Annotated in this window: 26 protein-coding genes and 4 pseudogenes; 18 read left to right on the plus strand and 12 right to left on the minus strand. The window is 51.6% G+C overall.

From position 1 onward, the window contains the following. Positions 1–14: 14 nt before the first annotated feature. Positions 15–450: pseudogene (locus SD961_RS04050) on the minus strand (tyrosine-type recombinase/integrase). Between the two features lie 674 nt (positions 451–1,124). Between SD961_RS04050 and SD961_RS04055 the strand changes: the two are divergent. Further along, positions 1,125–1,694, plus strand: coding sequence for a DUF4142 domain-containing protein (locus tag SD961_RS04055; RefSeq protein ID WP_318789117.1), 570 nt, complete (start codon positions 1,125–1,127; stop codon positions 1,692–1,694). Between the two features lie 213 nt (positions 1,695–1,907). Here SD961_RS04055 and SD961_RS04060 read toward each other — a convergent pair whose 3' ends face one another. Together SD961_RS04060 and vapB are read right to left on the minus strand one after the other, a co-directional pair. Next, a complete protein-coding gene (locus tag SD961_RS04060) occupies positions 1,908–2,324 on the minus strand; it encodes a type II toxin-antitoxin system VapC family toxin (RefSeq protein WP_318789118.1) in 417 nt (138 codons plus the stop codon). Continuing rightward, positions 2,324–2,551, minus strand: a pseudogene (vapB, locus tag SD961_RS04065) (type II toxin-antitoxin system VapB family antitoxin); the annotation flags it as partial. The gene SD961_RS04060 and the pseudogene vapB, both read right to left, overlap by 1 nt. A 204-nt stretch (positions 2,552–2,755) precedes the next feature. Between vapB and SD961_RS04070 the strand changes: the two are divergent. The 5 genes and pseudogenes from SD961_RS04070 to SD961_RS04090 all read left to right on the plus strand — a co-directional run. Then, positions 2,756–2,887, plus strand: a pseudogene (locus SD961_RS04070) (VOC family protein); the annotation flags it as partial. Between the two features lie 131 nt (positions 2,888–3,018). Next, on the plus strand, positions 3,019–3,486 hold the full coding sequence (locus SD961_RS04075) for a GNAT family N-acetyltransferase (protein ID WP_318789119.1): 468 nt from the start codon (positions 3,019–3,021) through the stop codon (positions 3,484–3,486). Between the two features lie 271 nt (positions 3,487–3,757). After that, positions 3,758–3,955, plus strand: a pseudogene (locus SD961_RS04080) (transposase); the annotation flags it as partial. Positions 3,956–4,718: 763 nt separating this feature from the next. Next, entirely contained in the window at positions 4,719–5,828 is a 1,110-nt protein-coding gene (locus SD961_RS04085; RefSeq protein ID WP_318789120.1) for a lactonase family protein, read from the plus strand. A 302-nt stretch (positions 5,829–6,130) separates the two neighbouring features. Then, positions 6,131–6,580 (plus strand): VOC family protein, encoded by a 450-nt coding sequence (locus SD961_RS04090; RefSeq protein ID WP_318789121.1) that lies wholly within the window; start codon positions 6,131–6,133, stop codon positions 6,578–6,580. A gap of 58 nt (positions 6,581–6,638) precedes the next feature. Here the strand turns inward: SD961_RS04090 and SD961_RS04095 are convergent, their stop codons facing one another. From SD961_RS04095 to SD961_RS04105, 3 genes are all read right to left on the minus strand, one after another. After that, positions 6,639–7,373, minus strand: coding sequence for a 2-phosphosulfolactate phosphatase (locus tag SD961_RS04095; protein ID WP_318789122.1), 735 nt, complete (start codon positions 7,371–7,373; stop codon positions 6,639–6,641). Between the two features lie 369 nt (positions 7,374–7,742). Next, a complete protein-coding gene (locus tag SD961_RS04100; RefSeq protein ID WP_318789123.1) occupies positions 7,743–8,216 on the minus strand; it encodes a GNAT family N-acetyltransferase in 474 nt (157 codons plus the stop codon). Between the two features lie 159 nt (positions 8,217–8,375). Beyond that, positions 8,376–9,284, minus strand: a complete 909-nt coding sequence (locus SD961_RS04105; protein ID WP_318789124.1) for a LysR substrate-binding domain-containing protein — start codon at positions 9,282–9,284, stop codon at positions 8,376–8,378. Between the two features lie 165 nt (positions 9,285–9,449). On the opposite strand from SD961_RS04105, the gene SD961_RS04110 reads away from it, so the two are divergent. The 3 genes from SD961_RS04110 to SD961_RS04120 are packed head-to-tail and all read left to right on the plus strand — an operon-like array spanning position 9,450 to position 11,167. Further along, positions 9,450–9,983, plus strand: coding sequence for a sugar ABC transporter (locus SD961_RS04110; RefSeq protein WP_318789125.1), 534 nt, complete (start codon positions 9,450–9,452; stop codon positions 9,981–9,983). A 4-nt stretch (positions 9,984–9,987) separates the two neighbouring features. After that, on the plus strand, positions 9,988–10,314 hold the full coding sequence (locus SD961_RS04115; RefSeq protein ID WP_318789126.1) for a hypothetical protein: 327 nt from the start codon (positions 9,988–9,990) through the stop codon (positions 10,312–10,314). 13 nt (positions 10,315–10,327) lie between these two features. Then, a complete protein-coding gene (locus SD961_RS04120; RefSeq protein WP_318789127.1) occupies positions 10,328–11,167 on the plus strand; it encodes an MBL fold metallo-hydrolase in 840 nt (279 codons plus the stop codon). A gap of 136 nt (positions 11,168–11,303) precedes the next feature. Here SD961_RS04120 and SD961_RS04125 read toward each other — a convergent pair whose 3' ends face one another. Then, complete coding sequence (locus SD961_RS04125; RefSeq protein WP_318789128.1) at positions 11,304–11,495, minus strand: toxin-antitoxin system HicB family antitoxin; 192 nt, start codon at positions 11,493–11,495, stop codon at positions 11,304–11,306. Positions 11,496–11,626: 131 nt separating this feature from the next. Here SD961_RS04125 and SD961_RS04130 point away from each other — a divergent pair, with 131 nt between their 5' ends. Further along, positions 11,627–12,142 (plus strand): hypothetical protein, encoded by a 516-nt coding sequence (locus tag SD961_RS04130; RefSeq protein WP_318789129.1) that lies wholly within the window; start codon positions 11,627–11,629, stop codon positions 12,140–12,142. Positions 12,143–12,319: 177 nt separating this feature from the next. Here SD961_RS04130 and SD961_RS04135 read toward each other — a convergent pair whose 3' ends face one another. From SD961_RS04135 to murQ, 3 genes are all read right to left on the minus strand, one after another. Next, complete coding sequence (locus SD961_RS04135; RefSeq protein ID WP_318789130.1) at positions 12,320–13,759, minus strand: amidase family protein; 1,440 nt, start codon at positions 13,757–13,759, stop codon at positions 12,320–12,322. A gap of 152 nt (positions 13,760–13,911) precedes the next feature. Then, on the minus strand, positions 13,912–15,345 hold the full coding sequence (gene murP, locus SD961_RS04140; RefSeq protein WP_318789131.1) for a PTS N-acetylmuramic acid transporter subunit IIBC: 1,434 nt from the start codon (positions 15,343–15,345) through the stop codon (positions 13,912–13,914). A 2-nt stretch (positions 15,346–15,347) separates the two neighbouring features. After that, positions 15,348–16,256, minus strand: coding sequence for an N-acetylmuramic acid 6-phosphate etherase (gene murQ / locus SD961_RS04145; RefSeq protein WP_318789132.1), 909 nt, complete (start codon positions 16,254–16,256; stop codon positions 15,348–15,350). 367 nt (positions 16,257–16,623) lie between these two features. On the opposite strand from murQ, the gene SD961_RS04150 reads away from it, so the two are divergent. After that, entirely contained in the window at positions 16,624–17,139 is a 516-nt protein-coding gene (locus SD961_RS04150; protein WP_318789133.1) for an RcnB family protein, read from the plus strand. Positions 17,140–17,210: 71 nt separating this feature from the next. Here the strand turns inward: SD961_RS04150 and SD961_RS04155 are convergent, their stop codons facing one another. Then, positions 17,211–17,831: a hypothetical protein gene (locus tag SD961_RS04155; RefSeq protein ID WP_318789134.1), complete on the minus strand. Its 621-nt coding sequence runs from the start codon at positions 17,829–17,831 to the stop codon at positions 17,211–17,213. Positions 17,832–17,976: 145 nt separating this feature from the next. Beyond that, positions 17,977–18,567 carry an HD domain-containing protein gene (locus SD961_RS04160; RefSeq protein ID WP_318789135.1) on the minus strand — a complete coding sequence of 197 codons (591 nt, stop codon included), beginning with the start codon at positions 18,565–18,567 and terminating at the stop codon, positions 17,977–17,979. A 64-nt stretch (positions 18,568–18,631) separates the two neighbouring features. On the opposite strand from SD961_RS04160, the gene SD961_RS04165 reads away from it, so the two are divergent. From SD961_RS04165 to dppA, 7 genes are all read left to right on the plus strand, one after another. Next, positions 18,632–19,090, plus strand: a complete 459-nt coding sequence (locus SD961_RS04165; protein ID WP_318789136.1) for a MarR family transcriptional regulator — start codon at positions 18,632–18,634, stop codon at positions 19,088–19,090. Between the two features lie 87 nt (positions 19,091–19,177). Beyond that, positions 19,178–19,606, plus strand: a complete 429-nt coding sequence (locus SD961_RS04170; protein ID WP_318789137.1) for an organic hydroperoxide resistance protein — start codon at positions 19,178–19,180, stop codon at positions 19,604–19,606. A gap of 310 nt (positions 19,607–19,916) precedes the next feature. Next, a complete protein-coding gene (locus SD961_RS04175; RefSeq protein ID WP_318789138.1) occupies positions 19,917–20,528 on the plus strand; it encodes a hypothetical protein in 612 nt (203 codons plus the stop codon). Positions 20,529–20,542: 14 nt separating this feature from the next. Continuing rightward, positions 20,543–21,163, plus strand: a complete 621-nt coding sequence (locus tag SD961_RS04180; protein ID WP_318789139.1) for a cytochrome b/b6 domain-containing protein — start codon at positions 20,543–20,545, stop codon at positions 21,161–21,163. Continuing rightward, complete coding sequence (locus tag SD961_RS04185; RefSeq protein ID WP_318789140.1) at positions 21,156–21,911, plus strand: molybdopterin-dependent oxidoreductase; 756 nt, start codon at positions 21,156–21,158, stop codon at positions 21,909–21,911. The genes SD961_RS04180 and SD961_RS04185 overlap by 8 nt, the downstream gene beginning before the upstream one ends. Before the next feature lie 227 nt (positions 21,912–22,138). After that, a complete protein-coding gene (gene eptB, locus SD961_RS04190; RefSeq protein ID WP_318789141.1) occupies positions 22,139–23,842 on the plus strand; it encodes a kdo(2)-lipid A phosphoethanolamine 7''-transferase in 1,704 nt (567 codons plus the stop codon). 670 nt (positions 23,843–24,512) lie between these two features. Continuing rightward, positions 24,513–26,117, plus strand: coding sequence for a dipeptide ABC transporter periplasmic-binding protein DppA (gene dppA / locus SD961_RS04195; RefSeq protein ID WP_318789142.1), 1,605 nt, complete (start codon positions 24,513–24,515; stop codon positions 26,115–26,117). The last annotated feature ends 38 nt before the right edge of the window (positions 26,118–26,155 follow it).

A 26,155-nucleotide genomic window follows, 5' to 3' on the forward strand; every position in this document is an offset into this window, starting at 1 on the left:
CAGCCCTGGTAAACTCAGATCTTTATGGATTCAGATATCTCCAGAGCATCATCGACTTCGATATCCAGGTAGCGGACTGTGCTTTCAAGTATCTTGTGCCCTAACAGTAGCTGAATCACCCGCAAATTCTTTGTCTTCTTGTAAATCAGATAAGGCCAAATCCTGCGCCATGGAATGCGTACTGTACAATGAAGCATCAAGACCGAGCTTTTCAATCCATTCATGGAATATAAGGTTGTATTGACTGGTTGAGATGTGCTGGTAAGAATTGACGTGGGACTGGGAAAGATAGTCAGCACGGCGCAGGTGAGCCATTTTGATCTAAGCCTTTACTGCCTCTCTGGTTCCCTTAGTCAGTTCAAGTCGGATACGAATTCCCCAGATATGAGTTACCTGAAGCGGCCGTTTCTGGCCGATGATACGGTTTTTTTTCCAGCGTGACTTAGACATAATTAATCTTCAGTAGTTTGTAAGATGTGATTATGGTTGTCTTATATGAGCGAAAAGCGGACATAATGTCATATCGGTTAAGGCGACTATGCCGCTATAGCAATTCCCTGTCACCATTCGAAGATGGTGTATTTATCATCAGCATCTCCTATCCTGAGTGATACTTTTACTAAGAGTATTTCGTTAATAAAAAAGAGAAATTAGATGCCATTTCTTTAAAATCTCATTATCTGATTGAAAAATTGTCAGCAGAGCTTGCCGCTATTACTGATGTTAGTGGGAAGAGCAATTTCACAAAAGACTCAATGGATGAGGAAAGATCGCTGTAGGGTGAAGGTCTTCAGCCCGCCCATTCCAGCGCCGCCAGTTACTGAGGCTTAACCCTGTTCCTGACCGGCGGGAAGCAGACGTGCGCTTACGTCACCACGTATCGGTTGCGGGCATTCGTGAGCGGGATGCTTCCAATCCGATCTTCGCCTTGAACTCCGCGCTGTGCAATTTCCGCTTCTTTGCTTCTGTCATTTCCTGCCGTTCTCGTTTGAGAACCATAACTCAAACTGATGTCTCAAATCGATGATCCACTATACTGACCATTGCAGTTGTAATTTATATACGAGGCTGCGTACGGTTAATTACCTGACAGCAGCCTTCCCCATGACCTTCGGGAGAACGAAATGCAAAAGAATAAAATCTTGAAAAAGCTGCTGGTTGTATCGGCAGTAGCAGCTATGTTCAGCACTGTTAGTGTGCAGGCCCAGACGCCGACGAGCGCCGCGCAGACTGGTGCCGCAGGCCAGACCGATTCGAGCGGCAAGCTCAGCTCTGGCGACGTAACAGCGTTGAAGGACATGGCGCAGGCCGATATCAATGAAGTCGCCGCTGGCAAACTCGCGCTGAGCAAGGCTAAAAGCAGTGAAGTCAAAGCATACGCTCAGAAGATGGTCGACGACCACGGCGGTGCCTTGACCAAAGTACAAACAGTCGCCGAGCAAAAGGGCGTGACACTGCCAACGGAGCCGGACGCCAAGCACAAGACCATGGCTGCCGGGCTGGAAAAGCAGAGCGGCGACGCATTTGACAAGATGTATATGGAAAATGCTGGCACCAAAGACCACAAAATGGTGCTGTCGAAACTGCAGAGTGATGCCAAAAAGATCAAGGATCCGGATGTGAAGGCCGTGGCCGATGCGCACACGCCGGTTGTTGAGCAGCACCTGAAGTCCGCCCAGCAGATGTCGATGTAACCAGGACCAGAAGGTAAGTAACCAGGTCGTTCGGTGGACACAGGGTCCAGCGGCCTGGATTATTCTTTGTTCAACGGGTTGCAGAAAGTCACGGCGGAAGAGCTTAAAGATTGTCGGCGGGAAGTTGTGGAAGCCTTATCGTATCTGGCAGAGTATTAGGATTACAGAATGCGCAAAGAGCCATCTGTACGGTGCATTTCCTCGTTTCAGACGCTATTTAACCCACTCTTCCAGTGTCAGACCCGGCACCCGCTCACACTCTCTCGCATTATTCGTCACCAGAACGGCGCCAGTCGCAATGGCGTGCCCGGCAATGGCCGTGTTGTTCGGGCCAATCGGCGTCCCAGCCGCAGCTAACGCAGCCTTGATTTCCGTTGTGGCATTTACCGCCACCCGGTCCCAGGAGAGAATGGCATCAAGGCGCGCGCAAAAAGCGTCAACCAACTGCGCGTGGCGTGGCGAGGCCTTTTTCCCGATCGCTCCGAAACGCATCTCGGCATAGGTGATGACCGAGACCACAATGCGGTGGTTGCGCAGCACAGCCTGCTCCAGGCGCCTGATCACGGCTTCTGGCTGCTCGCGCATGATGAACGAGCAGTTATTGGTGTCCAGCATATACATTTTGTACACAGATCGAATCGTCCCTCGTCACTGACAATGTTCTCGCGCTCCGTCATAAAGTCCGCGTCGGCCTTTTCCAGCTGCGCAAACGAACTCCACGTCGGCCGGACGGGGCGAAGAATGATGCTGTCCCCCTCCCGGACGATCTCCAGCTCGTTCACCCCCTCAAAATCCAGATCCCGGGGCAGACGGATGGCGCGGTTATTGCCGTTTTTGAAAATAGAAACTGTTCTCATATATCCCCCCATTGCCCGGAACCTCCGGGGCGGATAAGAAGATGTCGATAACGGGTGAAATTTTACTCATCTGGCAAGCCTATGCATATGCAGAACATATGTATAGGCTTAGCATATGCAGATTATCAAATGGATATGTGTAAACTTTCCTGCTTACTTTTTTAAGGAAGATCCGGAAAAGGGCAGAAGCGGATATGCCCTACCTGGCGAGATTCTGACGCCATGAATGTGGCTGGCGTTCACTTTTGTGAGGAGCCACGGCAGGAAGAGTATGGAATAGTTGTGGTGTTTGAGGATCTCTATGGAAATCGCTGGGATTTATATCAAAACAACTGATGCTATAAAGCGTCTGCGGGCGCTTCTCTTAAATCGCCCAGTAGATATGGAAATTTGCCTCAACAGAGAAGCTTGAAAAACAGTCTTCTGGTGTTATCTTCAACACACCATTATTAAATCAGGAAGATAGCGTGATTATTCTCAGGGACATGAACGAAGAAGAATTTGTATGCTATCGATCTCTTTTCATCAATGAATATGCCCGGGACCTGCAAGCAAATCGAGGATACGTCCCTGAAAAAGCGCGAATTAAAGCCACAGAATCTATTGATACCGTTTTAACTGAAGGAGTAGCAACTCCAGCTAATCAGCTGTGGTGCATCCAACAGCCTGATGAAACAGAGGAGGTCATTGGATATTTGTGGTTGTCCATCACCGCTGCATCAGCATGGATAAGTGATTTTTATATTTATTCTAATTGGCGCAGCCGTGGACTTGGCAGCCTGGCCTTAAGTGAAATGAAAAGATTGTTAACAGAAATGGGCATCCATGAAGTCGGACTCAGGGTTGCACCGGATAATGCCTCAGCCAGGGCACTATACGAAAAGAAAGGCTTTCATATTACCGGAATCAATATGTCTCAAAATTTAAACCTGTAGCGGTCTACTACAATGGTCGCCATATTTAAATTTTACCGGGGCTGTGAAACGTCCGCTTCTGGCTGTGAGCTCAACGGGTCGATGCAACGCTATCCTTAATAAAGGGGGACGTTGCCATGAAACGAAGAACGCGGATTAACTACACGCCGGAACAGAAAGCGATTATCTGGGAAAGATACAAGCAGGGTGATTCCCTGCATGATATCGCCAGAATGTTCGACAGATATCACTCTTCTGTTATGCCTACCATTCACCAGACTGGTGGATATCGTCCCCCTGGCAACGTGGCTCGAATGAAAATACGAACAGATTGCTCAGACAATATTTTCCAAAAGGAACCGATTTATCGGTTCACAGCCAGCAAAGGCTAAACACTGTTGCCAGACAGCTCAACGAAAGACCGAGAAAAACACTGGACTATGAATCACCCGCAGAGCGGTTCAATCAATGCGTTGTATCCATCAGTTGAACTTACAGCGAATAGCGGAAATTCATCTTTCCGGCGTTCCGTTTGACGGCAGTTAATTCACCCTACCCATGTCAGTCTGGCAATGTTGGTCACGGTATCACTCGATACCGATGACATCAGGGCTGACACGGTTAGAATACTGCGCCACAGGTTGCATAAAGAGAGTTTCCCGAGGCATGGACGACGCCACGCAAGACATCCCCGCATCGTTCAGCTGCCGGCGGAGAGGAAAGTAACCGCAGTGTCAGTTAGCTTAAAAGGTCCGCAACAGTTCAGCAATAAGCGACTGTGGCACCTGCCCCAGACCGGCTTCTGCAAACGCATTATCCAGCGCGTTTGAAATGGTATCAAGGGTACCCGCCAGGCACCGTGTAAATGGCCTTCCGGTAGGGCAATTGACACAGTAACGTTGGGTCCGTGGCGGACGAATTCGCACACCGGTTCGGGACGCGCCAGCTTTATGCCTGCATAGCAGTCTTCTTTATTAACAGGTTACCTGCCAGCACCGCTGGCAACCGGCCCTGAGACATCACTCAACCAGCCCTTGAGCGAGTCGTCAATTTCCTGAATTTTAATCTTCTGTATTGTGAACTTGGTCACCTTCGTCTGGCGCTATTCAAATGAATCCCACTATAGTCGTTAAACATTCCGATTATGGTGGGGTACTAAAATGGATAGAAATAAAAAAGCCGTGCACAGCGGTTTAGCCACAAACATAACTATAGCATTATCTTTAGCTGTTTTTTCACTGGCGGGGAGCGCAATGGCAAATGCCGCAGTACATCATCAAACAGCATTAGTAGGAACCTGGACGTCGATTCCAGATGCGCCGTCAGAGCAAAAACCTGACCATCCCAGTGAAGGTTTATATAGCCTGAAGGTGAACAGCGACGGTACGCTGACGCCACTTGATGTGATCAAAATGAAAAGTCCGTCGTGGATTGTAAAATCCCGCGATGGCCGTTTCGCCTATACCACCAATGAAGAGAATAGCGGTGCGGTCACCGCGCTGAGTGTTGATAAAAGCGGCCAGGTGCGGGTGCTTAATATAGTGGACAGTCACGGCCAGCAGCCTACCCATGCGACTATCAGCCCGGACGGTAAGTTCCTGTTTGTATCGAACTACTCCGTGGCGAAAGGTGGAGCGGGCGTGTCGGTCTTCCCGATCCATCACGATGGCAAACTGGGCGAGCAAGTACAACATTTCCCGTTTGAGCACGGTACCGGTGCCGTTGAAGGTCGCCAGGACGGCGGCCATGCGCACTCAACCACTTTTACTCATGATGGTAAGTATCTCTACGCAGCCGACCTCGGCGGTGACAAGTTGCACGCCTACCGCTATCACGCTGATAAAGCACAGCCGCTGGAGGCGGATAGCGCACGTGATATGAATTTTACTGCAGGTTCAGGTCCTCGCCATATGGTGTTTGCGCCAAATGGTAAGCATGCCTATGTCACCACTGAAATGGCCGGTGAAATTGTAGTGTTTACTGTGAATCAGGATCGTCTGGAACCGGTTGGCCATATCAAGTTGAATATCGAGAATAGCAGCGCAGAATATCGCAGCGGTGGAGGCATTATTTTAAGTCCGAACGGTAGATATGTGATTGCGGCAAATCGTGGCTCAGATAATAAATTGTTGGTGTTCAAAATTGAAGCAGATGGCATGTTAGGTAAACCGGTGAGTTATAAAGCTAACGGTATTGAACCGCGTGCATTTGCCTTCGATGATAGCGGTAAATATCTCTACGTGACTAACGTGTTCACTAACAATATTTCCCTGTTCCATTTCGATGAGAATACCGGCGAAATGAAAGCAGCTGGTGACGCGGCGAAAATATCTACGCCAACGGATATTAAATTTTTTAATTAAGGCGAGGTGCGCAGCAAAGCGCTGACTCGCCAGGGGCGGCCTTAATGGACGCCCCTGGACGTTAATCAGGCACCTTGGCCCGTTTAGTTGAGACAGGTTGCAACGTCCGCTTCTGGCACAAAGCAGTCAATCAAGCAGGCAAAGCTAAGTGTAGACATTTCTATAAAATCGTTTCTGATAGCTTTGGCAAACATTTCAATTTTGCTGAAAGGCGGACATCTGAACTTAGCTTTAATATCATTCTGCCCGGTGTATGCTGTACCGCTTGAGAAACGACAGGGATAAAAACCGGAGTTATGACCATGAGCAGTGCCCTGGTGCCTGAGTTTGCCGTATCTGACTGGCAAAATTCGAAAAGATTTTACTGTCAGATCCTTGGTTTCAAATGTGTATATGAACGCGCTGAGGAAGGCTTCTGCTACCTCAAACTGGGGAAAGCAGAACTGATGATCGATCAAATAGGTGAAGGCCGGACGTTTGATGAAGGGCATCAGCCAAACTGCTATCCATTCGGGAAAGGGCTGAACGTTCAGATTTTGGTTCCTTCAATTGCTCCTCTGATAGAGTCATTGTCACAATATGGAATTGGTCTTTTCCTTCCCGTCGAGGATCGATGGTATCGTGTGGAAGCAGAAGAAAGCGGAAACCGTCAGTTTATTGTTGCAGATCCTGATGGCTACTTACTGCGCTTTTATCAACGATTGGGGAAACGGAAATTCAAAAATTCCGAGCCTCACACTTCCCCTCTATAGTATGGGTGCGCCCGCATGTACCATAACATCTGTGTGACAAACCCATGCTGACCTACGTTCATCCTTGACCAGAACCATAGAAATCGCCGTGCAGTAGGCATTCCATTTCGCTGACTTCGGCATCGAGGCAGAGAGTAATATCCTCTTCAAATCCTCGCTGTCGAAGTTCCATTGCTGATGAGCATTGGTGCAGAAGTGAGAGGCTATGTTGCTTATGGTACTGGTAGGCGGCGACGGCTGCATGAGCCTCTGGTGATATGTTATATCGGTCCAGCGCAGCGATAATGCCGCCGGCTGCCGCATAGTCTTCAATTGACGGTCGAAGACTATTATCCGGCCAGCGTTCTCCACATGGGATGACCAATATTCGTTTAAATTCGCGACACGCCTTAGCTGTAGCTGTCATATTCCGGAAGCAGCCGCTGAAAACCGAAATCCCACTGTCTCTTGCCCTAAATGAAATTGCCGAGCCGTTGGGAGACGGTAGCACGAGGCTTTCTCCTGCCCTTATGCTTCGGATTGACGCAGGCGATAGACTGTAACCCGTCCCGCTGAACCTTCTGTCAAAACTGGCCGTGTTAGCCCCAATTCTCATGCCATATTCGAGAGCTGACTGATCTTTCCAGGGATAGGGATAAATACGTGCACCATTATCGACAGCGAGACTTACGCACGTTGAAAATGACATGACGTCGACGATCACCGCGCAGTCTGCTTCGCTCGCAAGATATTCCACAGCAGATAGCCCCCATTCCAGGCGCACCTCGAACCCGTTCTGACTGAACCACTCCATGACACTCTCTCCGCTGTAATATGCCCATCACTTATATTGAACATAACATCAGTTGCGCGTGCCCTGAAAACGCGAAGATCGCGTTTCTGGTCTAAGAAGGAAAAATGTCCAATCTTATGTCCCGGATACTGCCCCAAAGCGTGTAGATGAATTCTGCGCCGGGGCATAGCTATTCACTTAAAACAGTTATAAGGAATTTGGCACTCATTAAGAGATGAAAGCGGCAAAAGAGATTATAACAGGTGTCGCCAGAGGCCTCTTCGACGTCCACTATGAACGAAGAGCGGACATTAGCCTTTCGTGTCTTTAGGATCTTCCCGCCGTACTAACTGTATATATTGACCATTACTATCCGGCAGCGAACCACAATCAACAGAATGTGATAGACATTTCCATACATCGCAGTTCAGCCTGTGCAAGGGCGGATGGATACATGCTTTCACGCACAATTATGAAACCATGCTTCTCATAAAAAGATTGGGCGTTCGGGGTTGAGGATAAAGTTAATTGTTCAAATCCACGCTCACGAGCTTCACTTTTGATGGCTTCAATAATCCGACTACCAAACCCTTTACCTGTATATTGAGGTAACGTAAATACAGCCTCAATACTGCCTGAAGAAAGATCGAGAAAGCCTGTCGCTACCGGCCTGTTATCTGGGCCATCAACAACAAAAAAAGGATTCGCCACAATAACGTCCCTGTAGCTTTCAGGCATGCTTTCCGGTGTCCAGACAGCAATAACCGCATCGTCATAGCTGTTCTTACATCCGTCACGTATGGCCTGGTTTCGGATGTACCAGCATTCTTCTGCCTCAACAGGCATAGCAAGTCTGATCTTCATAGCTTTCCCTTGTGCGTTTTCATCTGCTAACACCTTACATTTACCATAAGGGTTCTAAAGCATATCCATCAAAATGACCTAAAGCGACAACGTCCGCCCTTGGCACAACGCGGACGTTGGCGAGGTCAGGTCCGCTATGAGCAATGAGCGGCCGTAACGTCATCGTTCAGCATTAAGGCTGATTAGCGTATTCATTTCAGCAAGCAACCAGCGTTCAAAACTTTCCAGCGCAGCCTCATTGATTCCCGTTTCCGTCGGTTTTACTAAACAGAATCTTTTGTTCAGGCAGTCTGAGGCTTGCCAGGGCGAAACAAGCATGCCGCAACTCAATTCATTCTCGACATACATACGCGGAACCAATGCTACGCCGTGTCCTGCGATGACGGCAGCGATAGCCATTTCATGAAGATCGTACCGCACACCCTGAGCCGGATTATCGAGGCGTATTCCACTTTCCCGGGCATAATGATGCCATGCATCAGGATTCTGTCGACGGTGAATGCGCGGTAGTTCGTTTAACTGTCGATTGACGTCATTATTTGTTAACAGTGCGGGATTGCAAACAGGCAGCAGATTTTCCTGAAACAGAAACTGCATACGCATGCCTGCCCATGCGGAATGTTCAAAATGAATGACCGCGTCAAAGCCACTTCCAGGCAAAATGAACGGATCCGTTCTCGCCGCAATATTTAACGTTATTTCCGGGAACAAAGAGTTAAAGCCGCTCAGGCGGGGAATAAGCCAACGGCTGGAAAAGGTTGGCAGGACGGCGATATCCAGACTCTTACTGCCCTCAGGCATTCCCATTATGTCCTGCGTATCTCTTTCGAGCCGATCGAGCGTTTCACGCACGTGATGTGCATAGCGCGCGCCGACAGGGTTAAGCTTTACCCGGCTTCCCATACGGTCAAACAGTTTACAGTTCAGCAACGCTTCAAGACGCGCAATCTGACGGCTAATCGCCCCTTCCGTTAACGATAACTCCTCTGCAGCCCGGGCAAAATTACCGTGCCTTGCGGCGGCATCAAAAGCCTGCAGGGACGCACTACTGGGTATTTTTCTGCGCATAAAACCTGTTCCTTGCTCAGGGCTTACAACGTTCTTTCATTGACTTAATGTCACTAACCCGTGACATATTATCGTTTTTAAGCGGCATAACCAGCCTGTAGCATGATGAAAAATCACTGAGCAGATGTATTTGCTTGCGTTTATAACTCATGTAGAGATGGGCTGATGTTCTATACCGTGGAATGCTCGTATAACGCTCCTGAAAGCGAGGCAGAATGGAATGCCTTTTACAGCCAGCAAAAACTACCCGCATTGATATCTGTTGCTGGCTTCACTACCTCTCAACGCTTTCGCGCCGTCAAATCCGGCTGCCCTGTTTACCTAGCCATTCATACGATTAATGATGCGGATATTCTCAGCAGTGAGGATTACCGTTTAAAAGGAGGCGGTAATTTCTCTCGTTGGCAGGTCTGCATTACTGACTGGCATCGTAACCTCTATGAAGGTGAAGGCCTTGCTCCATCCATCTCTTCCGATGAAATTCTGCTATTGAGCGCAAAGCCAATAGACTTTTTAGAGACAGAACTGGGATATCGGGGTCTGGAAATGCATGCGGTGGGGCTGGATAAATCTCCTGACTATCGCGCTGCATATGTCTTGCCTGTTGAGATGGCCCCGCTGTTTACAGATATGTCTGGTGTGTATCTCTACGAGCCTCTGACACCTCAGTTGCAGAGTGCTGCAAAAGGGAAGCCATAACATCATGCCTAATCTGACTTTTTATATTTCCGAAAATCACTCTGACAAGTTTAAAAACCTTGTTGATTTTACCCATAAATGCAGCGCCCTCTGCTGTGACATCCTTGATGCAGAACCAAAAAACGTTCATATCATTTTTGTCGATGTAAAGCCGGGATGCGGGCAACCGGTCTATGCCGAGCTCTTTTATCGTCTGACAACATTGCGAACCCATGAAGTGATGGAGAACTTTATGCGTGAACTGGATTTTGCCACTCAACAGGCCTCTGGTCTGATGACCCGTATTCGCTGTTTTGGCTCCCCAGCAGAACACCTATTCGCCCGCAACTAATCTCGAGGTAGTGATGAGCCATCCCCTTCCGTTCCGTCAGATTGGCGATTTTCAGATAACTGCGCTGAGTGACGGCAATATGTCAGCGAGTCTGGATTTGCTGTCAGGCATTGAAAAAGCTGATGCGGACGTTATTCAATGCCGTGCCGGAATCGGTGAGCCCGGCGATATCCATATAAACTGTTACCTTATCCGCGGTCTGGGTCGGATCATTTTGGTTGATGCTGGCACAGGCCCGCTGAACAACATTGCGGGACAACTCAACGCAAACCTTGCCGCAGCGGGTATCAGTCCTGACAACGTCGATACCGTTTTAATGACACACTGCCATCCGGATCATATTGGAGGCCTGCTGGATTCTGAGAAACAGCCGGTTTTTAAACACGCTGAAATTATTCTTCATCCTCTCGAAGCGGAATACTGGCAGGATGATGAAAAACTCAACATAGCGAATGAGCGCGGGCAACGTAATTTTTGGCTGGTCCGCCAAACCTTAGACGCTTATGCCCGGAAGGTGCGTTTTTTTAACGGCGACAAAATAGCAGAAGGCATTCTGCCGGTATGGCTACCGGGTCATACGCCTGGGCATACCGGTTTTCGCATCGATGCGGATGATAAATGCTTATTAATATGGGGAGACATTGTCCATTATCCTCATATTCAGTCAGCGCAACCGGCTGTTTCTATTTTATTCGACACCGATCCCGCTCAGGCCGAGGAAACAAGAAAGAAAATTATGGAAAAAGCTGCCAGCGAAAAACTGATCATTGCCGGCATGCACTTAAGTCAGGCTGGGTTTGCCAGCGTTCTCAGGGAGGGCAGTGGATACCGCATTTCCTACTCTGAAAAATGAATGGGTAGGCCTGACTGGGTTGTTATTGATTAGCACCGTTTAAGGTCATCAGTGTCAGTTTCTGGCACAAAGCGGACAATCAATACAGGTTTGCAAGGATCACTCAACCCATCACTCCAGGCTGGACGAATAAAATCTATTCCTTAACTTCAGTCCTCAAACGTTCCAGTTCCTTTCGTCCAAGCGTCTTAAACCAGTTACCCAAACTCATTCCCGCCTCTTTCGCTGCAACTTCAAATTGCGCTTTCAGCTCAGGTGCGATCCGGATCTGAAAAGTCGGAGATTTACCGGATTTGGACCGCTTTACGTCATGCTTGACCGTTGACATGTATGAACCTACAGGATTATCGTTGAACTACCGGGTACGTACCCGAATAAAGTTTTTACCTGAAAATCGCCCCCGAAAGGTATTGCGAGTACCAGACGAGGGCTAACCAAAACGTTAAAGGAGTTAACGCAATGGCTATTCCCGATAGTACCACAACCTCCTGCACTGAAATCATCTGCCCGACGCCAGAATGTAAGCCAACTTTCGACACGCTTCTGAAAATGCCCATTGGTACGACGATGGATCTCTTCCAGATACTCGACTGCTGCCAGAGCCTTGTCGATGCGCTTATTGAAACCGACGATAATAATAACCGCATGGCGCTTTGTGGCCGTTTGTATGCTGCGCTGAAGGTATCAGAAGTTGTGCTGAAGGCACCGCTGCCTGCCTCTCTGATTGAGCGTTTAACGGCAGACGTAGCGGAAGCAGAGGATTATTGCTGCCCGCTCTCAGCAGATTCTGAAACCCTGCGGGAATATTGCGCGGCGTTAACCCTGCTGCTATTACAGCATCAGCAGCCGCCAGAACAGGAAGAGCAGATCGCCGGTGTACTGTATGAGTTGATCGGCGTGCTGAATGAGGATCTGAAAGCACCACGATTTGTCCGCACCACAGACGGGCTGCTTAAACCGTCGGAAATTCATTAACAGAGAGCAGGGCGGATGGATTTGGTTCATCCGCTTTAAGCACATCTCTCTATCTTCCGGTTGATGGCGTACTGGTTCATAAAAAATGATATTAACCCATCCCATAAGGTGAGCTTAAACCAGCAGCCTGTAAGCCCGAATTACAGTGCCGCCTGGGCAATCCTCCAGAATCATTTGTTACCGAATATCAGGCTCAAGACGTTTACCAATAACGCTCTCAACGGCTTTCGCTGCCTGTAGCACCAGATAGTCATCTCCGGGTGCGGCGAACAGGGTTATCCCAAAGGGCAGGCCATCTTCATCCTGCCCGGCAGGGATCGCCACAACGGGAGCACCTGCTTTCCCTGTGCATTTTGCTGCCGCAGCCATTGGCGACAGAAGCACATCCACGTTGCCAGACTTCAGCGCGGCAAGGATGCCAGCATCAAGACTCAGCGCAACGTCATGCCGTCGATCGCTGATATATTGCGCTGAAAGGAGATCGGGCGATGCGTTTGCCGCTTCAAGAAGAGACTGACCGTAAGGGATTGCCTCCGGATGAGCGTTATTCCAGCTAATAATGTCCTGCATTGACGTTATGCCGCATGGCTGAAGCGTAGCGAGCAGGCTGTTAAGACTCTCCCTGAATTCAGTGCGAAAAACGCAGGAGCGGACTTCATTCAACTGTTCTGCGGCTGGCAAATCGCAGGGGTCAACGATCACGGCACCAGCCCTAGTCAGTAACGCCAGCGCCTGTTCAAAGGCTTCTTTTCTGGTATCGGTAAGAACGCTGTCGGCGATAAAGCGACGTGGAATGCCTATCCGCAACCCCTCTGCTGATTGCCTGACGCTGGCTTTGTCAGGGAAATCGGCAAGTGTCGCGGTGTCTTTCATGTCCGCACCTGCTATCGCCTGAAAGACAAGGAGAGCATCTTCTACCGTGCGCGTCAGTGGGCCAGGAGAATCCTGACTGGGAACCAGCGGGATCAGTCCATGACGACTGACCCGGCCTACTGTTGGCTTAAAGCCGGTAATGGAGCTGTGGATGGCCGGTGCCTGGATGGAATTTTGTGTTTCTGAACCAATAGCAAAGGCACAAAAACCGGCAGCAACGGCCGCCGCTGAGCCAATACTCGATCCCTGACCTCGTTCATAGCGAAATCCCAGTGGGTGCCGGACAACGCCGCCGGTACCGCTGAACTCTGAGGGCATGGTATCTGCCACAAAGTCCGCAAATTCTGTGAGATTAGTTTTGCCCAACAGTACAGCACCGGCCTCTCGCAGGCGCTCAACTAATCTGGCCTCATAGGGCGGAATAAACTCTGCCAGCGCTCTGGAACCGGCAGAGGCAAAGCTGCCATCCAGAGTAAAAACGTTATCTTTGACGAGATAGGGTACGCCATGCAGCGGTCCCTTGTGATGGCCTGCAGCCAACTCAGCATCTGCGCGTGCCGCTTCTTCCAGAGCAAGACGGGAAATGCTTCGGACGCAGTTTATTCCCTGAGCACCGGTATTGAACTGCTCAATACGATGCAGATACCAGCTGGTGGCTTCGGTGGAGGTCAATTTACCGGTCGCGATTGCCGCTCCGATTGCCCGTGCTGAGCCTGAAGCGAGAAGAGATGCTAATTCTGTCATGGTAAAACTTCCGGAAATGGCAAACAGGAGTGCTCAATCTACACTAAGTGGAGCGGTGTGCTTATCCGGGCGATGGAACATTATCTGTTATGAAGAGTACAGAGATGAGCATAAAAGGAACTTCCTGATTCCCCAAACAAACTGTTCAGCCCTCAGCTCAAATCCACATCCTTATACCCAAAGAACCAGGTGACCACAAAACCGGCGATATAAGAGATCACCACGCCCGCCGCATAGACCGCCATCCCGGCGTAGATCCCAAGTTTCGAGGTCATCAGCGGCAGCGCCACCAGGCCCGAAGGACCAAACACGGTGTTCAGCCCCACAGGCAATCCCAGCCAGGCAACCAGACCAATAAAGAAGCCGCCGCACGCTCCGCCGATACAGGCCGTAACGAATGGTTTAACGCGCGGCAACGTCACGGCATAGATCAGCGGTTCACCCACGCCGAGCAGGCCGGGGATAATCGCGCCTTTCACCTGATTACGCGTCATGGAATGTCTGGCAGAGCGGTAGTAAAGCGCCAGCGCGGCACCGACCTGGCCGCCGCCAGCCATCGCCAGAATCGGGAACAGCGAATTAAAGCCCTGCACATCCATCAGCGCAAAATAGACCGGAATAAACCCCTGATGCACGCCAAAGACCACCGCAATCAGGAATAACCCAGCCAGGATCGCCGTGCCAAACGGGTTGCCGTTCAGGTGCAGGAACAGCCAGGACATCCCCTTAAACAGCTCGCCGCCAAGGGGCATAATCACCGTAAAGGTCAGCGCGCCGGTAACCAGCAGCGTCAGCAGCGAAGTGAGGATCATATCCAGATTATCGGGGACGATCCTGCGGATCTGCCGCTCAATCCAGGCACCAAGGATCGAGGCCAGCAGCACACCAATGATATTGCCGCGCGGATCGATGCCCATGCCAAAGAAGGTCTCAATGCCGGAGAAGTAGCCCGTGGTGGCTGCCGGGTTATAGCCCAGCAAAAACAGCGAGGCGATGATGGCACCGTTGACGCCGGAGCCGCCAAACGCTTTTTGCGCGTTATAGCCAATCAGGATCGGCAGGAAGGTGAAGAGGCCTTTGCCAAAGAGTTTCATATAGCCGACGATATGCACCAGCGTGGCGTTCTTCTCCGCCGCGTTAGCGATCAGCGTTTGCTCTGTTAATGTGGCAAAGCCCAGCAGCATCCCGGCGGCGATAAAGCCGGGGATCAGCGGGGTGAAAATGGTGGCAAATCTGGCGAGGAACTGATGAACCGCGCTGGTTTGCTTCGCCTTCATCTTCTGTCTGGTGTCGCTGGCCGTTGCCGCCTGCGCGGGCGCGTCAGAAGCCTCCTGTGCCAGCAGCCGGTTCATTATCTCGGCACCACTCTGCGCTTTGCCGGGGCCGAGGATAATCTGTAGCTGATCCTCGCTGTTCACCACGCCCAGTACCCCCGGCAACGCTTTCAGGCTGGCGCTGTCCGTAAGACTTTTATCTCTCAGCGTCAGACGCAGACGGGTCATACAGTGCCCGCAGGTTGCAATATTGCTGTGACCACCGACCCTTTGCAGAATCGAGGCGATCAGCTGTTCCGTGATTTTCGCCATCGCTAGCTCCCGGCGTTATGTAGCGCCTGACGGATAAACCCGCCGTTATCCTTTAAAAGCTGCCGCGCCTGCTCAGCCTCAAGGTTTCCCAGCACCATGACGATGGCGGTTTTACAGTGGTTGCCGCAGGCGCTCAGCGCCCGGCTGGCAGTCTGTGGATCGCAATCGGTGGCTTCCTGCACAATATTTATCTGTCGCTGCACCAGCTTCTTGTTCGTTGCTTCCACATCCACCATCAGGTTGCCGTAAACCTTGCCGCTGCGGATCATCGCGCCGGTAGTGAGCATATTCAGCACCAGTTTTTGCGCGGTGCCCGCCTTCATGCGTGAAGAGCCAGTCACCACTTCCGGGCCGACAACCGGCACGATAGCGATATCGGCAATCTGCGTCATTTCGCTGCCCGCGTTACAGGTCAGAGCGGCCGTGGTCGCGCCCAGGCTTTTGGCATAGTTCAGCGCCGCAATGACGTAAGGTGTGCGTCCACTGGCGGCAATACCCACCAGCACATCCTTGTCGTTAAAGCCGAGATTTTTCAGGTCTTCCACGCCCAGCGTCAGGCTGTCTTCCGCATTCTCCACGGCCTGCAAAATTGCCTGATGACCACCCGCAATCAGCCCCACAACCTGCCCGCGTGGGGTGCCGAAAGTTGGCGGGCACTCACTTGCATCAAGGATCCCCAGTCTGCCGGAGGTTCCTGCTCCGCAGTAGATCAGGCGTCCGCCTTTACTGAAGGCTGCCACAATGGCGTCTACGGTTTGCGCAATCGCCGGGATAACTTTCTCTACCGCCAGCGCAACTTTCTGGTCTTCACCGTTGATAACCTGCAACATCTCTTCGGTGGAAAGCATATCGATGTTTTCGCTTACGGCGTTGCGGCCTTCGGTGGTCAGGACGGAGAGATCGATTTTCATAACTTACTCGCTGGTTGGATTGCCCCGGAAGCGGCGCAAACGCTGGATGGAATATTTAATTGTTCAAAGTTAATTATAAAGGAATAAATTATTCTTTTAGCGTTAACTGTGAGCGGGTTCATAAAGTTTGCCGGAATGCGCCACTTCAGTGGCCCGGTGCAGAAGGATAATTTAGCAGTGCCGCCAGTGAGGTAACAGCAGGGAAGAGGCAATTATAAGGTGGCTCACTGCCCGCTGATCGGGGCTAATAAGCGTAAAGGCGTGTAAACCGCTCCGTTGCGCGTAAAAAAGTCAAAACTGCAGCGATTTATTTTGTAGAATTCGCTCAGTACGCCTCAGGGCTGACGGTGTTCAATCTGGAGAAATTATGAGTAAGTCGAAGATCGTGTTGTTATCAGCAGTATTGTTGAGTGCCCTGCCAGCGATGTCCACTGCTTACGCAGAAGGCGAGCAGGCTCCGCAAGTTCAGACTACCGAAGGGCAGGACCCGGCAGCACAAGAGCAGGCCGCGCCAGCACCGGATGCGGATCCAACCGGTGAAGCTCCGGACGCCACCACGCAGGGCGTAACCACACCAGGCCAGACGCCGGACGTGCAGTCGCCAGCGGAAAAGAAACTGGATGTGCCCGAGAAGCCCGATCCGGCTCACCCCTACGCGATTAAAACCTTCTTCGCGGATTTCCAGCGCTTCAATATTGGCAGCGTGGTTCCCGACCGCTACCGCACCAAGAAATATGAAATCGTTGACTGGAAAACCCGTAACCTGCCAAAACCGGCTGAAGGCACCAACTGGACCTATATGGGCGGCAACTACGTGCTGATCTCTAAAGCAGACGGCAAAATTTTGCAGGCGGAATCTGGCGACATTTTCTACCACCAGTAATAAAAAAAACGGAAACCGCGCTCGCTGGTTTCCGTTTTTTACTTCCCCGTCAGTCTCCTGTCCTACCCGCCTTAAGCGGCCGGAGTCAGTTTACCCGCCCCAAAAAGATAGCGACAGGTGGAGAACAGGCAGAGGCTGTAGCCCAGCAGTTCGCAGCCCTCTTCCGCCATGTTTTTTACCGTACGGTTATAGCCATCCAGCATCAGATGCTGCCAGAGCTCGTGCTGCCCAAACAGGCGTGAGAAGATCAGGGTGGTTAGCATGCCCGCGCACATCATTCCCCAGCCGGGGTGACGGAGATAAGCTGCAAGGCCAGAAAGTATCCGGCGCGGATGGCGCAGGGCTATCCCCACGCAGAGCAGCGTTATCGCTAACGCAAACCAGACCCAGCTGCCATGGAAAATCTCATCAAACAGAAAATCCAGCTCACGGATCAGCATGCAGCTGAAGAACCCGCCAACCAGCACATAGACTGGCCGGAGAGGGGCCTGACGCCAGGCTCTGGCAAAATAGAGTAGGGCGATAAGCAGCAGCATGCCTTCCTGGGCGATTTCTGTGAAAGAGGTTTCATGTACAGCATCGTTCATCCAGCGCACATCAATAAATACCAGCCCCATCATGGCGCTGAGAAAAGCAGCACAGCCCAGAAAAGCTAACGCCCTGTTTCGGATAAAAAGTAAATCAGAATGCACAGCAGCCCCCTTATTATGATTAGGGGGGCGATTATAGGAACGAGGGGGGTGAGGTCTTGCCAATTCATGCCAGTAACACGCTGACAGCACAGAGAGATCATTTTGCGGGTTTAGCGGACGGATCGGCAGCGGCCCGCCCGCTTAATCACAGCGCGACGGGATATTTTTGCTGTTGCTTTGTGAACCAGACCGCAGGAACCCGATGGGGCGCTTGCGTTAACTGGTCGATGCCGTTTTCAATAATCACCGATGCCTGCTGCCACAGTTCACGGTTGCCTTCGGTAAGCAACGCAATCTGGATGCGCTTCTCTACCAGATAGACGCGGGCAAAATGCGGGTCGAAAGGGATGATAGAGCGCGTATTATCAATGATATCCGCCAGCTTGATGGTCTGGGCATCCGGCGAGGCCAGCGCAGAGTGCCGGAAATGGGCAACTTTGCGCGCGGCGCGGTTTCTGGCTTCCGCAGGATGGCTGTCGGTCAGCATCTCCACCAGCGCTGCCACCTCCGCGCCAAAGAGGCTGGTGATATCATTCAGCGTGCTGGAGGTATCTTCTACCGTGTCGTGCAGCCAGGCGGCGGCCAGCATCACCTCATTATCGGTAACGCTGCGCACCAGCTCGACTACCGCCGCCGGATGCACAATATAAGGCTCATCGGTATATTTCCGACGCTGCCCCGCTTCGGCGTGGACTTTAGTGGCATAATGTCGTGCCTGTTCTTCCAGTGTAAGCATTCGCCTTCTCCCGCAGATAAAATTTCGCTTGCAATTGTATCGTGTGCTATTTATATTTTTAGTCATGACTACCGTTAAAGATGACAAAAAAGCCCAGGACGCGCCACTGTTGCTTGATCAACAGCTCTGTTTTGCGCTCTATTCAGCCAACCTGGCATTGCACAAGCTCTACCGCCAGCTGTTAACGCAGCTTGAGATCACCTACCCACAATATCTGGTGATGCTGGTGCTGTGGGAGCGGGATGACGTCACCGTTTCTGATATTGGCGAACGTCTTTTTCTGGACTCCGCCACGCTGACGCCGCTGTTAAAAAGGCTGGAATCGGCAGGGCTGCTTCATCGCCAGCGCTCACGCAAAGATGAGCGGCAGGTGATGGTCACCCTGACAGAACAGGGCCGTGAGTTACGTAGTAAAGCCGTTAATATCCCCGATACGGTATTCTGTGCCACAGCCTGTGACAGCGAGACGCTGAACTCGCTGAAAACGAATCTGGAAAGCCTGCGCGATAACCTGAACGGTTAAGCGCAGGCTGCGAAATTACGAGAGTTAAGTTGATCCGATAAGTAGCGCGCGATTAAATCGCACAATAACCCAATCAGGAGTGCCATTATGTCATTAGAAAAAGTTGTTTATACCGCAAAAGCCAAAGCCACCGGCGGCCGTGATGGTCGTGCAACCTCTTCCGACAGCGTGCTGGACGTCAAGCTGGGCGTGCCAAAAGAGATGGGCGGCGCAGGCGGCGAAGCCACTAACCCGGAGCAGCTGTTTGCCGCAGGTTATTCAGCCTGCTTCCTGGGCGCGATGAAGTTTGTGGCGGGCCGCGACAAAATCTCTCTGCCAAAAGAGGCGTTTATTGAAGGCGAAGTGGGTATTGGCCCAATCCCTACCGGTTTTGGTATCGAAGCGAAACTGAATATCCATCTGGAAGGCATGGACCCGGCAGAAGCGAAAAAATTGGTCGATGCGGCACATATTGTCTGCCCATACTCCAACGCGACCCGCGGCAACATCGACGTTACGCTGAACATCATTAATTAAGTCTCTTTTTCTCTTCTGTAAGAAAAGAGCACGAGCACCTTCAGCCACCGTTCAGTTTGGCGGCTGGAGGTGGCTGTACTCACCCTTCTGCACCGAAAATGCAGAGCCTGATCCCAACGCCCGCAGATAACGTTCTGTCTTCAAAATGCAGGATCTGCTCCGCCGCGCAGCACTTCGTTTCATCACGGAATCGTTACGTTTGCGAACATAATAAATCCCTATTTCACCTCGTATATTCACCGCAGGCGATTACGCTTACTTAGCAAACTAACTACCGACCCAGCCCAGACAACTTTCTCAGGAGAGAAACATGCTCAAATCCCGCATTGCAGCCCTGCTGCTCGGCACGCTGCTGGTCAGCGGCAGCACTTTTGCTGCAGATACCACCATCAAACCTACCCGTGGCACCATTGACTCGGTTAGCGACTCTGCCATGCAGATCACCACCCGGCAGGGCGACAAGATGAATGTGAAAATAACCGATCAGACCAAGGTGAACAGCGTCAGTAAAGCCAAAATGAGCGATATCAAGCCAGACAGCTATATCGGTACGGCGGCGGTGCCGATGGCAAACGGCGAGCTGAAAGCGCTGGAAGTGCATGTCTTTGCGCCAAGCCTGCGTGGGAGCGGTGAAGGATTCAACCCGTTTGAGTCCGCCGACGGTAAAGTGAATACCATGACCAACGGCACCGTGGGTAAACTGGTTCACTCCAATGGCCGTACTCTCACGGTGAAAGTGAAAGATATGGAAAAAACCGTGATCGTGCCTGATGATGTTCCGGTGGTGTTGCTGGAGCCGGGCGATCGCAGCCTGCTGAAAGCTGGCACCAAAGTGGTGCTGTTTGGGGCAAAAGATGAGCAGGGTAATCTGACCGCACGCGGCGTGGCGGTAGGTAAAGATGGCCTGACCCCACCGATGTAATCCGGAGCGTAACCATGTCGGCTTCTGCAAAAAAACGGGTTCATCCCTGGCCCGTCCGGCTCTGTCACTGGCTGAACGTGCTGGTGATGGCCGGCATGGTGATGAGCGGGTGGGGCATCTATAACGCCTCTCCGCTCTTTTCCTTTACCTTTCCCCAATTTCTGACGCTTGGCGGCTGGCTTGGCGGTAATCTCGCCTGGCACCTGGCGGTGATGTGGCTGCTGTTCGTCAACGCGCTGCTCTATATAGTGTGGGGCGTGCTCAGCGGACATTTCCGCCGCCGTTTCTTCCCCTTCAGCGCGGGCACGGTTATCAGAGACACGGCTCTTGCGCTTCGCTTCCGGTTACCCCATCAGCATAATGACTATAACGCGGTACAAAAGCTGCTCTATGTAGTGGTGCTGCTGCTGGGGGCGCTGCTGGTTCTCTCCGGGCTGGCCATCTGGAAACCGGTACAGCTGGATGCGCTGGTCGCGCTGTTTGGTGGTTTTGACATCGCCCGCTACGTCCATTTTTTTGCCATGAGCGGCCTGATGCTGTTTGTGGTGCTGCATGTGGCGATGGTGCTATTGGTGCCAAAAACGCTGCCTGCGATGGTGACGGGTGGAAAAATCAGGGAGCCTGCCGATGAGTAAAAAAACGAAAATCATCCTGGAGCCGGACCAGCGTAAAAAGCTGGTGAACCTGGAGCGCCGTTTACTGTTGCGCTCCGGGCTGACGCTGGGCGCAGTGTCGATGCTGACGGGCTGCAATCTGCAGGATGGCGATGAGGTCGATAAAGTGCTGTGGGCAATGTCCCGCTGGAACGATCGGGTACAGGCATGGCTGTTCAGCGGCAGCAAGCTGGCGCAAACCTATAACGAGTCACAAATCACCCGGCCCTTTCGTTTTAACGCCTTTTATCCCGAATATAACGTGCCGGAGATCGATCTGGCTGATTACCGTCTGGAGGTTTCCGGCAGCGTTGAGAAGAAAACGCCGTGGACGCTGGAGCAGTTGCAGCGCCTGCCGCAGAGTGAGCAAATCACCCGGCTGATCTGCATTGAGGGCTGGAGCGCCATTGGCCAGTGGAGCGGCGTGCCGTTGAAAACGTTTTTACAACATGTGGGGGCCGATCTCACCGCTAAATATGTCGGCTTTAAGTGTGATGACCGTTATTACAGCAGTCTGGATATGCCTTCCGCGCTGCATCCACAAACCCTCCTGGCGCTGGATTTCGACAAAAAACCGCTGCCGCCCGATTTCGGCTATCCGCTGCGCCTGCGCATTCCCACCAAACTGGGCTTCAAGAACGCCAAGCACATTCGTGAAATCTTTGTCACTAACCAGAACCCCGGCGGTTACTGGGAAGATCAGGGCTATAACGGCTTCAGCGGCATCTGATTAAGCTTATTTTTTAACCTTTTTTGCGCTTATTCCGTCGATTGATCTGAAAAATTGCGCGTAATGTGATTAACTACGCCGCTTGTGTGAGGGCACCTCCTTCGCTCACGCCTCCTTTCGCAGCCTTGCTGCTGGAGGATAATCGACCTGCTTTCCGAACTCTGGCGCAACGGTACGGTCTGATTAGCGTTTAAGATCCGTTTAAGTTACGCCGGGAAAAAGGTTGCATGAACTACATAAAATCACTGACTCAGCAAAAGCTGTCGCTTATGCTGGCATTTTACATCGGTATCTTCCTGAATATACCGGTTTTTTACCGCCGATTTGACCCCTTTCTGAGCCATTTTAACGCGTTACAGTGGGTTTCTGCTGTGGCTGAAGTGGTGGCTATAGTCCTGCTGACCTTCTTCCTGATGCGTCTGTTGTCGCTGGGTGGCAAAGTGTTCTGGCGTGTCAGCGCCACGGCGCTGGTGCTGATTTCCGTTGCGGCAAGCTACTATATGAGTTTCTTCAATGTGGTGATTGGCTACGGCATCGTTGCGTCGGTGATGACCACCGATACTGACCTGTCGAAAGAGGTCATTGGTTATCACTTCGTTTTGTGGATGGTGCTGGTCAGCGCCATCCCGTTACTGCTGATCTGGCGCAACTCGCTGCGCCTGACGCTGATTGAACAGCTGAAAACGCCGGGCCAGCGCATCAAACCTCTGTTGGTGCTGCTGCTGGCGGTGGCGCTGGTCTGGCTGCCGATCCGTTTCTTCGACAAACAACAGAATATTAACGAGAAACTCACCAACGTCGATCTGCCAAGCTATGGCGGAGTAGTTGCTCACTCCTATCTGCCCTCTAACTGGCTCTCTGCGCTCGGCCTGTTTGCTTATACCAGCTACGACGAGAAGATGGACAGTAAAGATCTGCTGGACCCGGCAAAGCAGTTCACCTACACGGCACCGGCTGCCGGGCTGGATGATACCTATGTGGTGTTTGTAATTGGCGAAACCACGCGCTGGGATCATATGGGGATGCTGGGTTATGAGCGGGATACCACGCCAAAACTCTCAAAAGAGAAGAACCTGGTCGCTTTCCGCGGGGAATCCTGTGACACCGCCACCAAGCTCTCTTTACGCTGCATGTTTGTGCGTGAAGGAGGAACGGATGAAGGGCCGGGCCGTACGCTGAAAGAGCAGAATGTATTTTCGGTAATGAAAGAGCTGGGCTTCAGTTCTGAGCTGTTCGCCATGCAGAGCGAAGTCTGGTTCTACAACAATACCAATGCTGATAACTTCGCCTTCCGCGAGCAGATCGGCTCTGAAAAAGAGAATCAGGGCAAATCTGTTGATGATATGTTGTTGATACCGGAGCTGAAAAAGTCACTGGATCGTCATCCTCAGGGTAAACACCTGGTGGTGCTGCATACCAAAGGCTCTCACTACCTTTATTCTCAGCGCTATCCGCGTGACTTTGCCCGCTATCAGCCAGAGTGCATGGGTGTGGATGACAAGTGCAGCAAAGAGATGCTAATCAACGCGTTTGATAACTCGGTGCTCTATACGGATACGGTGCTGGATAGCGTGTTCGACCAGCTGCGGGATAAAAAAGCCATCGTGTTTTATGCGGCTGATCACGGCGAATCGATCAGTGACAATATGCATCTTCACGGCACGCCGCGCCATATGGCACCACCGGAGCAGTTCCGCGTACCGATGATTGTCTGGGCTTCGGATAAGTACCTGGCTGACCCGACGCATCTGGACGCCTTTGACCGGCTGAAAGCCCAGCAGCGCGTGGGCGAAACCCATCGTCATGTTGAGCTGTTCGACACCATTCTGGGCTGCCTGGGGTATACCTCACCCGATGGCGGGATCAAAGAGAGCAACAACTGGTGTGCCGACCCTAAAAAGGCCACAGCGCCTGCGGATAACAAAGCGTGACCGGCTGTTAAAACCGCTTTCGCAGCCCGGATCTTTCCGGGCTTTTTTATGCCTGCTGTTCGCCCGAGAACAGGGGCAGCATAATATTCTGTCGCTTAAAGATGACTCTTACGCAAAAAAGTCCATTTTCCGGTAGCGATTCTCGCTGCAAACCCTTCTGCCGCCTGGCTTCAGCCGCTTAATTCGCATCGCGTTACGCTTATGACCGTTATCGGGTTGTTGATGATTTCTTATGCCACTGTTGCAGCATATTTAGCTGGATAAGATGACATAAGCAAAGCGTATCGTTCATAAAAAAGGCACCTGGCGGACTAATTTAATCGTTTTTTTTCAGAGCAAATTGCCATGATTGAAGGTAAGGGCATTATGTTTGTCTGGCATTCTGCGCATGAAATAAACGTTTCCTCTGGAATTGTTATGGATTGGTTTTTTTTATGTTTGCTTGCTGTTTCTCACACTCTGTGTAAATACCTCACAGTTGTATTGACGTTGCTTGCAACTGTTGACAAATTGATGCCTCGACGAGAAGGGATGCGGATTAGTCTGATGGTAACTTTTCAGGCTCGCGCTCTCCTCGACTGCCGAAAGGCAACGCGCAAAGACCGCACTTAAAAAAATACAGGGTCTTGCGGAAGTGCACACAACACCACATCACAATTGGAGCAGAAGCATGCGTATTTCTAAAACAGGGATGCTGAAGGTAGGTCTGAGCCTGATCGCTCTGACCGTTGCCGCTGGCGTCCAGGCTAAGACCCTTGTTTATTGTTCAGAAGGGTCGCCTGAAGGCTTTAACCCACAGCTCTTCACTTCCGGCACCACTTACGATGCCAGCTCTGTACCGATCTATAACCGTCTGGTTGAATTCAAAATCGGCACCACCGAACTGCAGCCTGGCCTGGCGGAAAAATGGGAAGTGAGCGAAGATGGCAAGACCTACACCTTCCATCTGCGCAAAGGCGTGAAATGGCAGACCACCAAAGATTTTAAGCCGACGCGTGACTTCAACGCGGATGACGTGGTGTTCTCTTTCGAGCGTCAGCTGGATACCAAAAATAAATATCACGGCGTCTCTGGCGGCAGCTATGAGTACTTCGAAGGCATGGATATGCCGAAGCTTATCAGCAAAATTGAGAAAGTGGACGAGAACACCGTACGCTTTGTGCTGACGCGTCCGGAGGCTCCTTTCCTGGCCGACCTGGGTATGGACTTCGCTTCAATCCTCTCTGCAGAATATGCGGATAACATGCTAAAAGCGGGCACCCCGGAAAAAATCGACCTGAACCCGGTCGGTACCGGCCCGTTCCAGCTGCTGCAATACCAGAAAGACTCACGCATTCTCTACAAAGCGTTTGACCAGTTCTGGGGCACCAAGCCAAAAATCGATCGTCTGGTCTTCTCCATCACCCCGGACGCCTCTGTGCGTTACGCCAAGCTGCAGAAAGGCGAATGTCAGGTGATGCCGTACCCGAACCCGGCTGATATCGCCCGCATGAAGGAAGATAAAAATATCAACCTGATGCAGATGCCAGGCCTGAACGTCGGCTACCTCTCCTTCAACACCGAGAAGAAACCGCTGGATAACCTGAAAGTGCGTCAGGCGCTGACCATGGCGGTCAACAAGAAGGCGATCATCGAGGCAGTTTATCAGGGTGCTGGCCAGGCGGCTAAAAACCTGATCCCACCAACCATGTGGGGCTACAACGACTCGGTGCAGGATTACCCTTACGACACGGCGAAAGCGAAAGAGCTGCTGAAAGAAGCGGGCATGGCAGACGGTTTCTCTATCGACCTCTGGGCGATGCCGGTACAGCGTCCTTACAACCCTAACGCGCGTCGTATGGCTGAAATGATCCAGAGCGACTGGGCGAAAATTGGCGTGAAGGCCAAAATCGTCACCTACGAGTGGGGCGAATACCTGAAGCGTGCTAAAGCGGGTGAACACCAGACCGTTATGATGGGCTGGACCGGTGATAATGGGGATCCGGATAACTTCTTCGCCACCCTGTTCAGCTGTGCCGCGGCTAAAGATGGTTCCAACTACTCTCGCTGGTGCTACAAGCCGTTTGAAGATCAGATTCAGCCAGCCCGTGCTGAGGCCGATCACAACAAACGGATTGAATACTACAAACAGGCTCAGGTTGTGATGCATGACCAGGCGCCTGCGCTGATTATCGCGCACTCCACGGTGTACGAGCCAGTCAGCAAAAAAGTAACCGGCTATGTGGTTGATCCATTAGGTAAACATCACTTCGAGAACGTTGATATTCAGGAATAACAGTCGGGGCCGGTCGGCCCCCTCTTGCCCCCCTGTCG

The organism is Erwinia sp. MMLR14_017, from assembly GCF_033657285.1.
GTDB lineage: Bacteria > Pseudomonadota > Gammaproteobacteria > Enterobacterales > Enterobacteriaceae > Erwinia.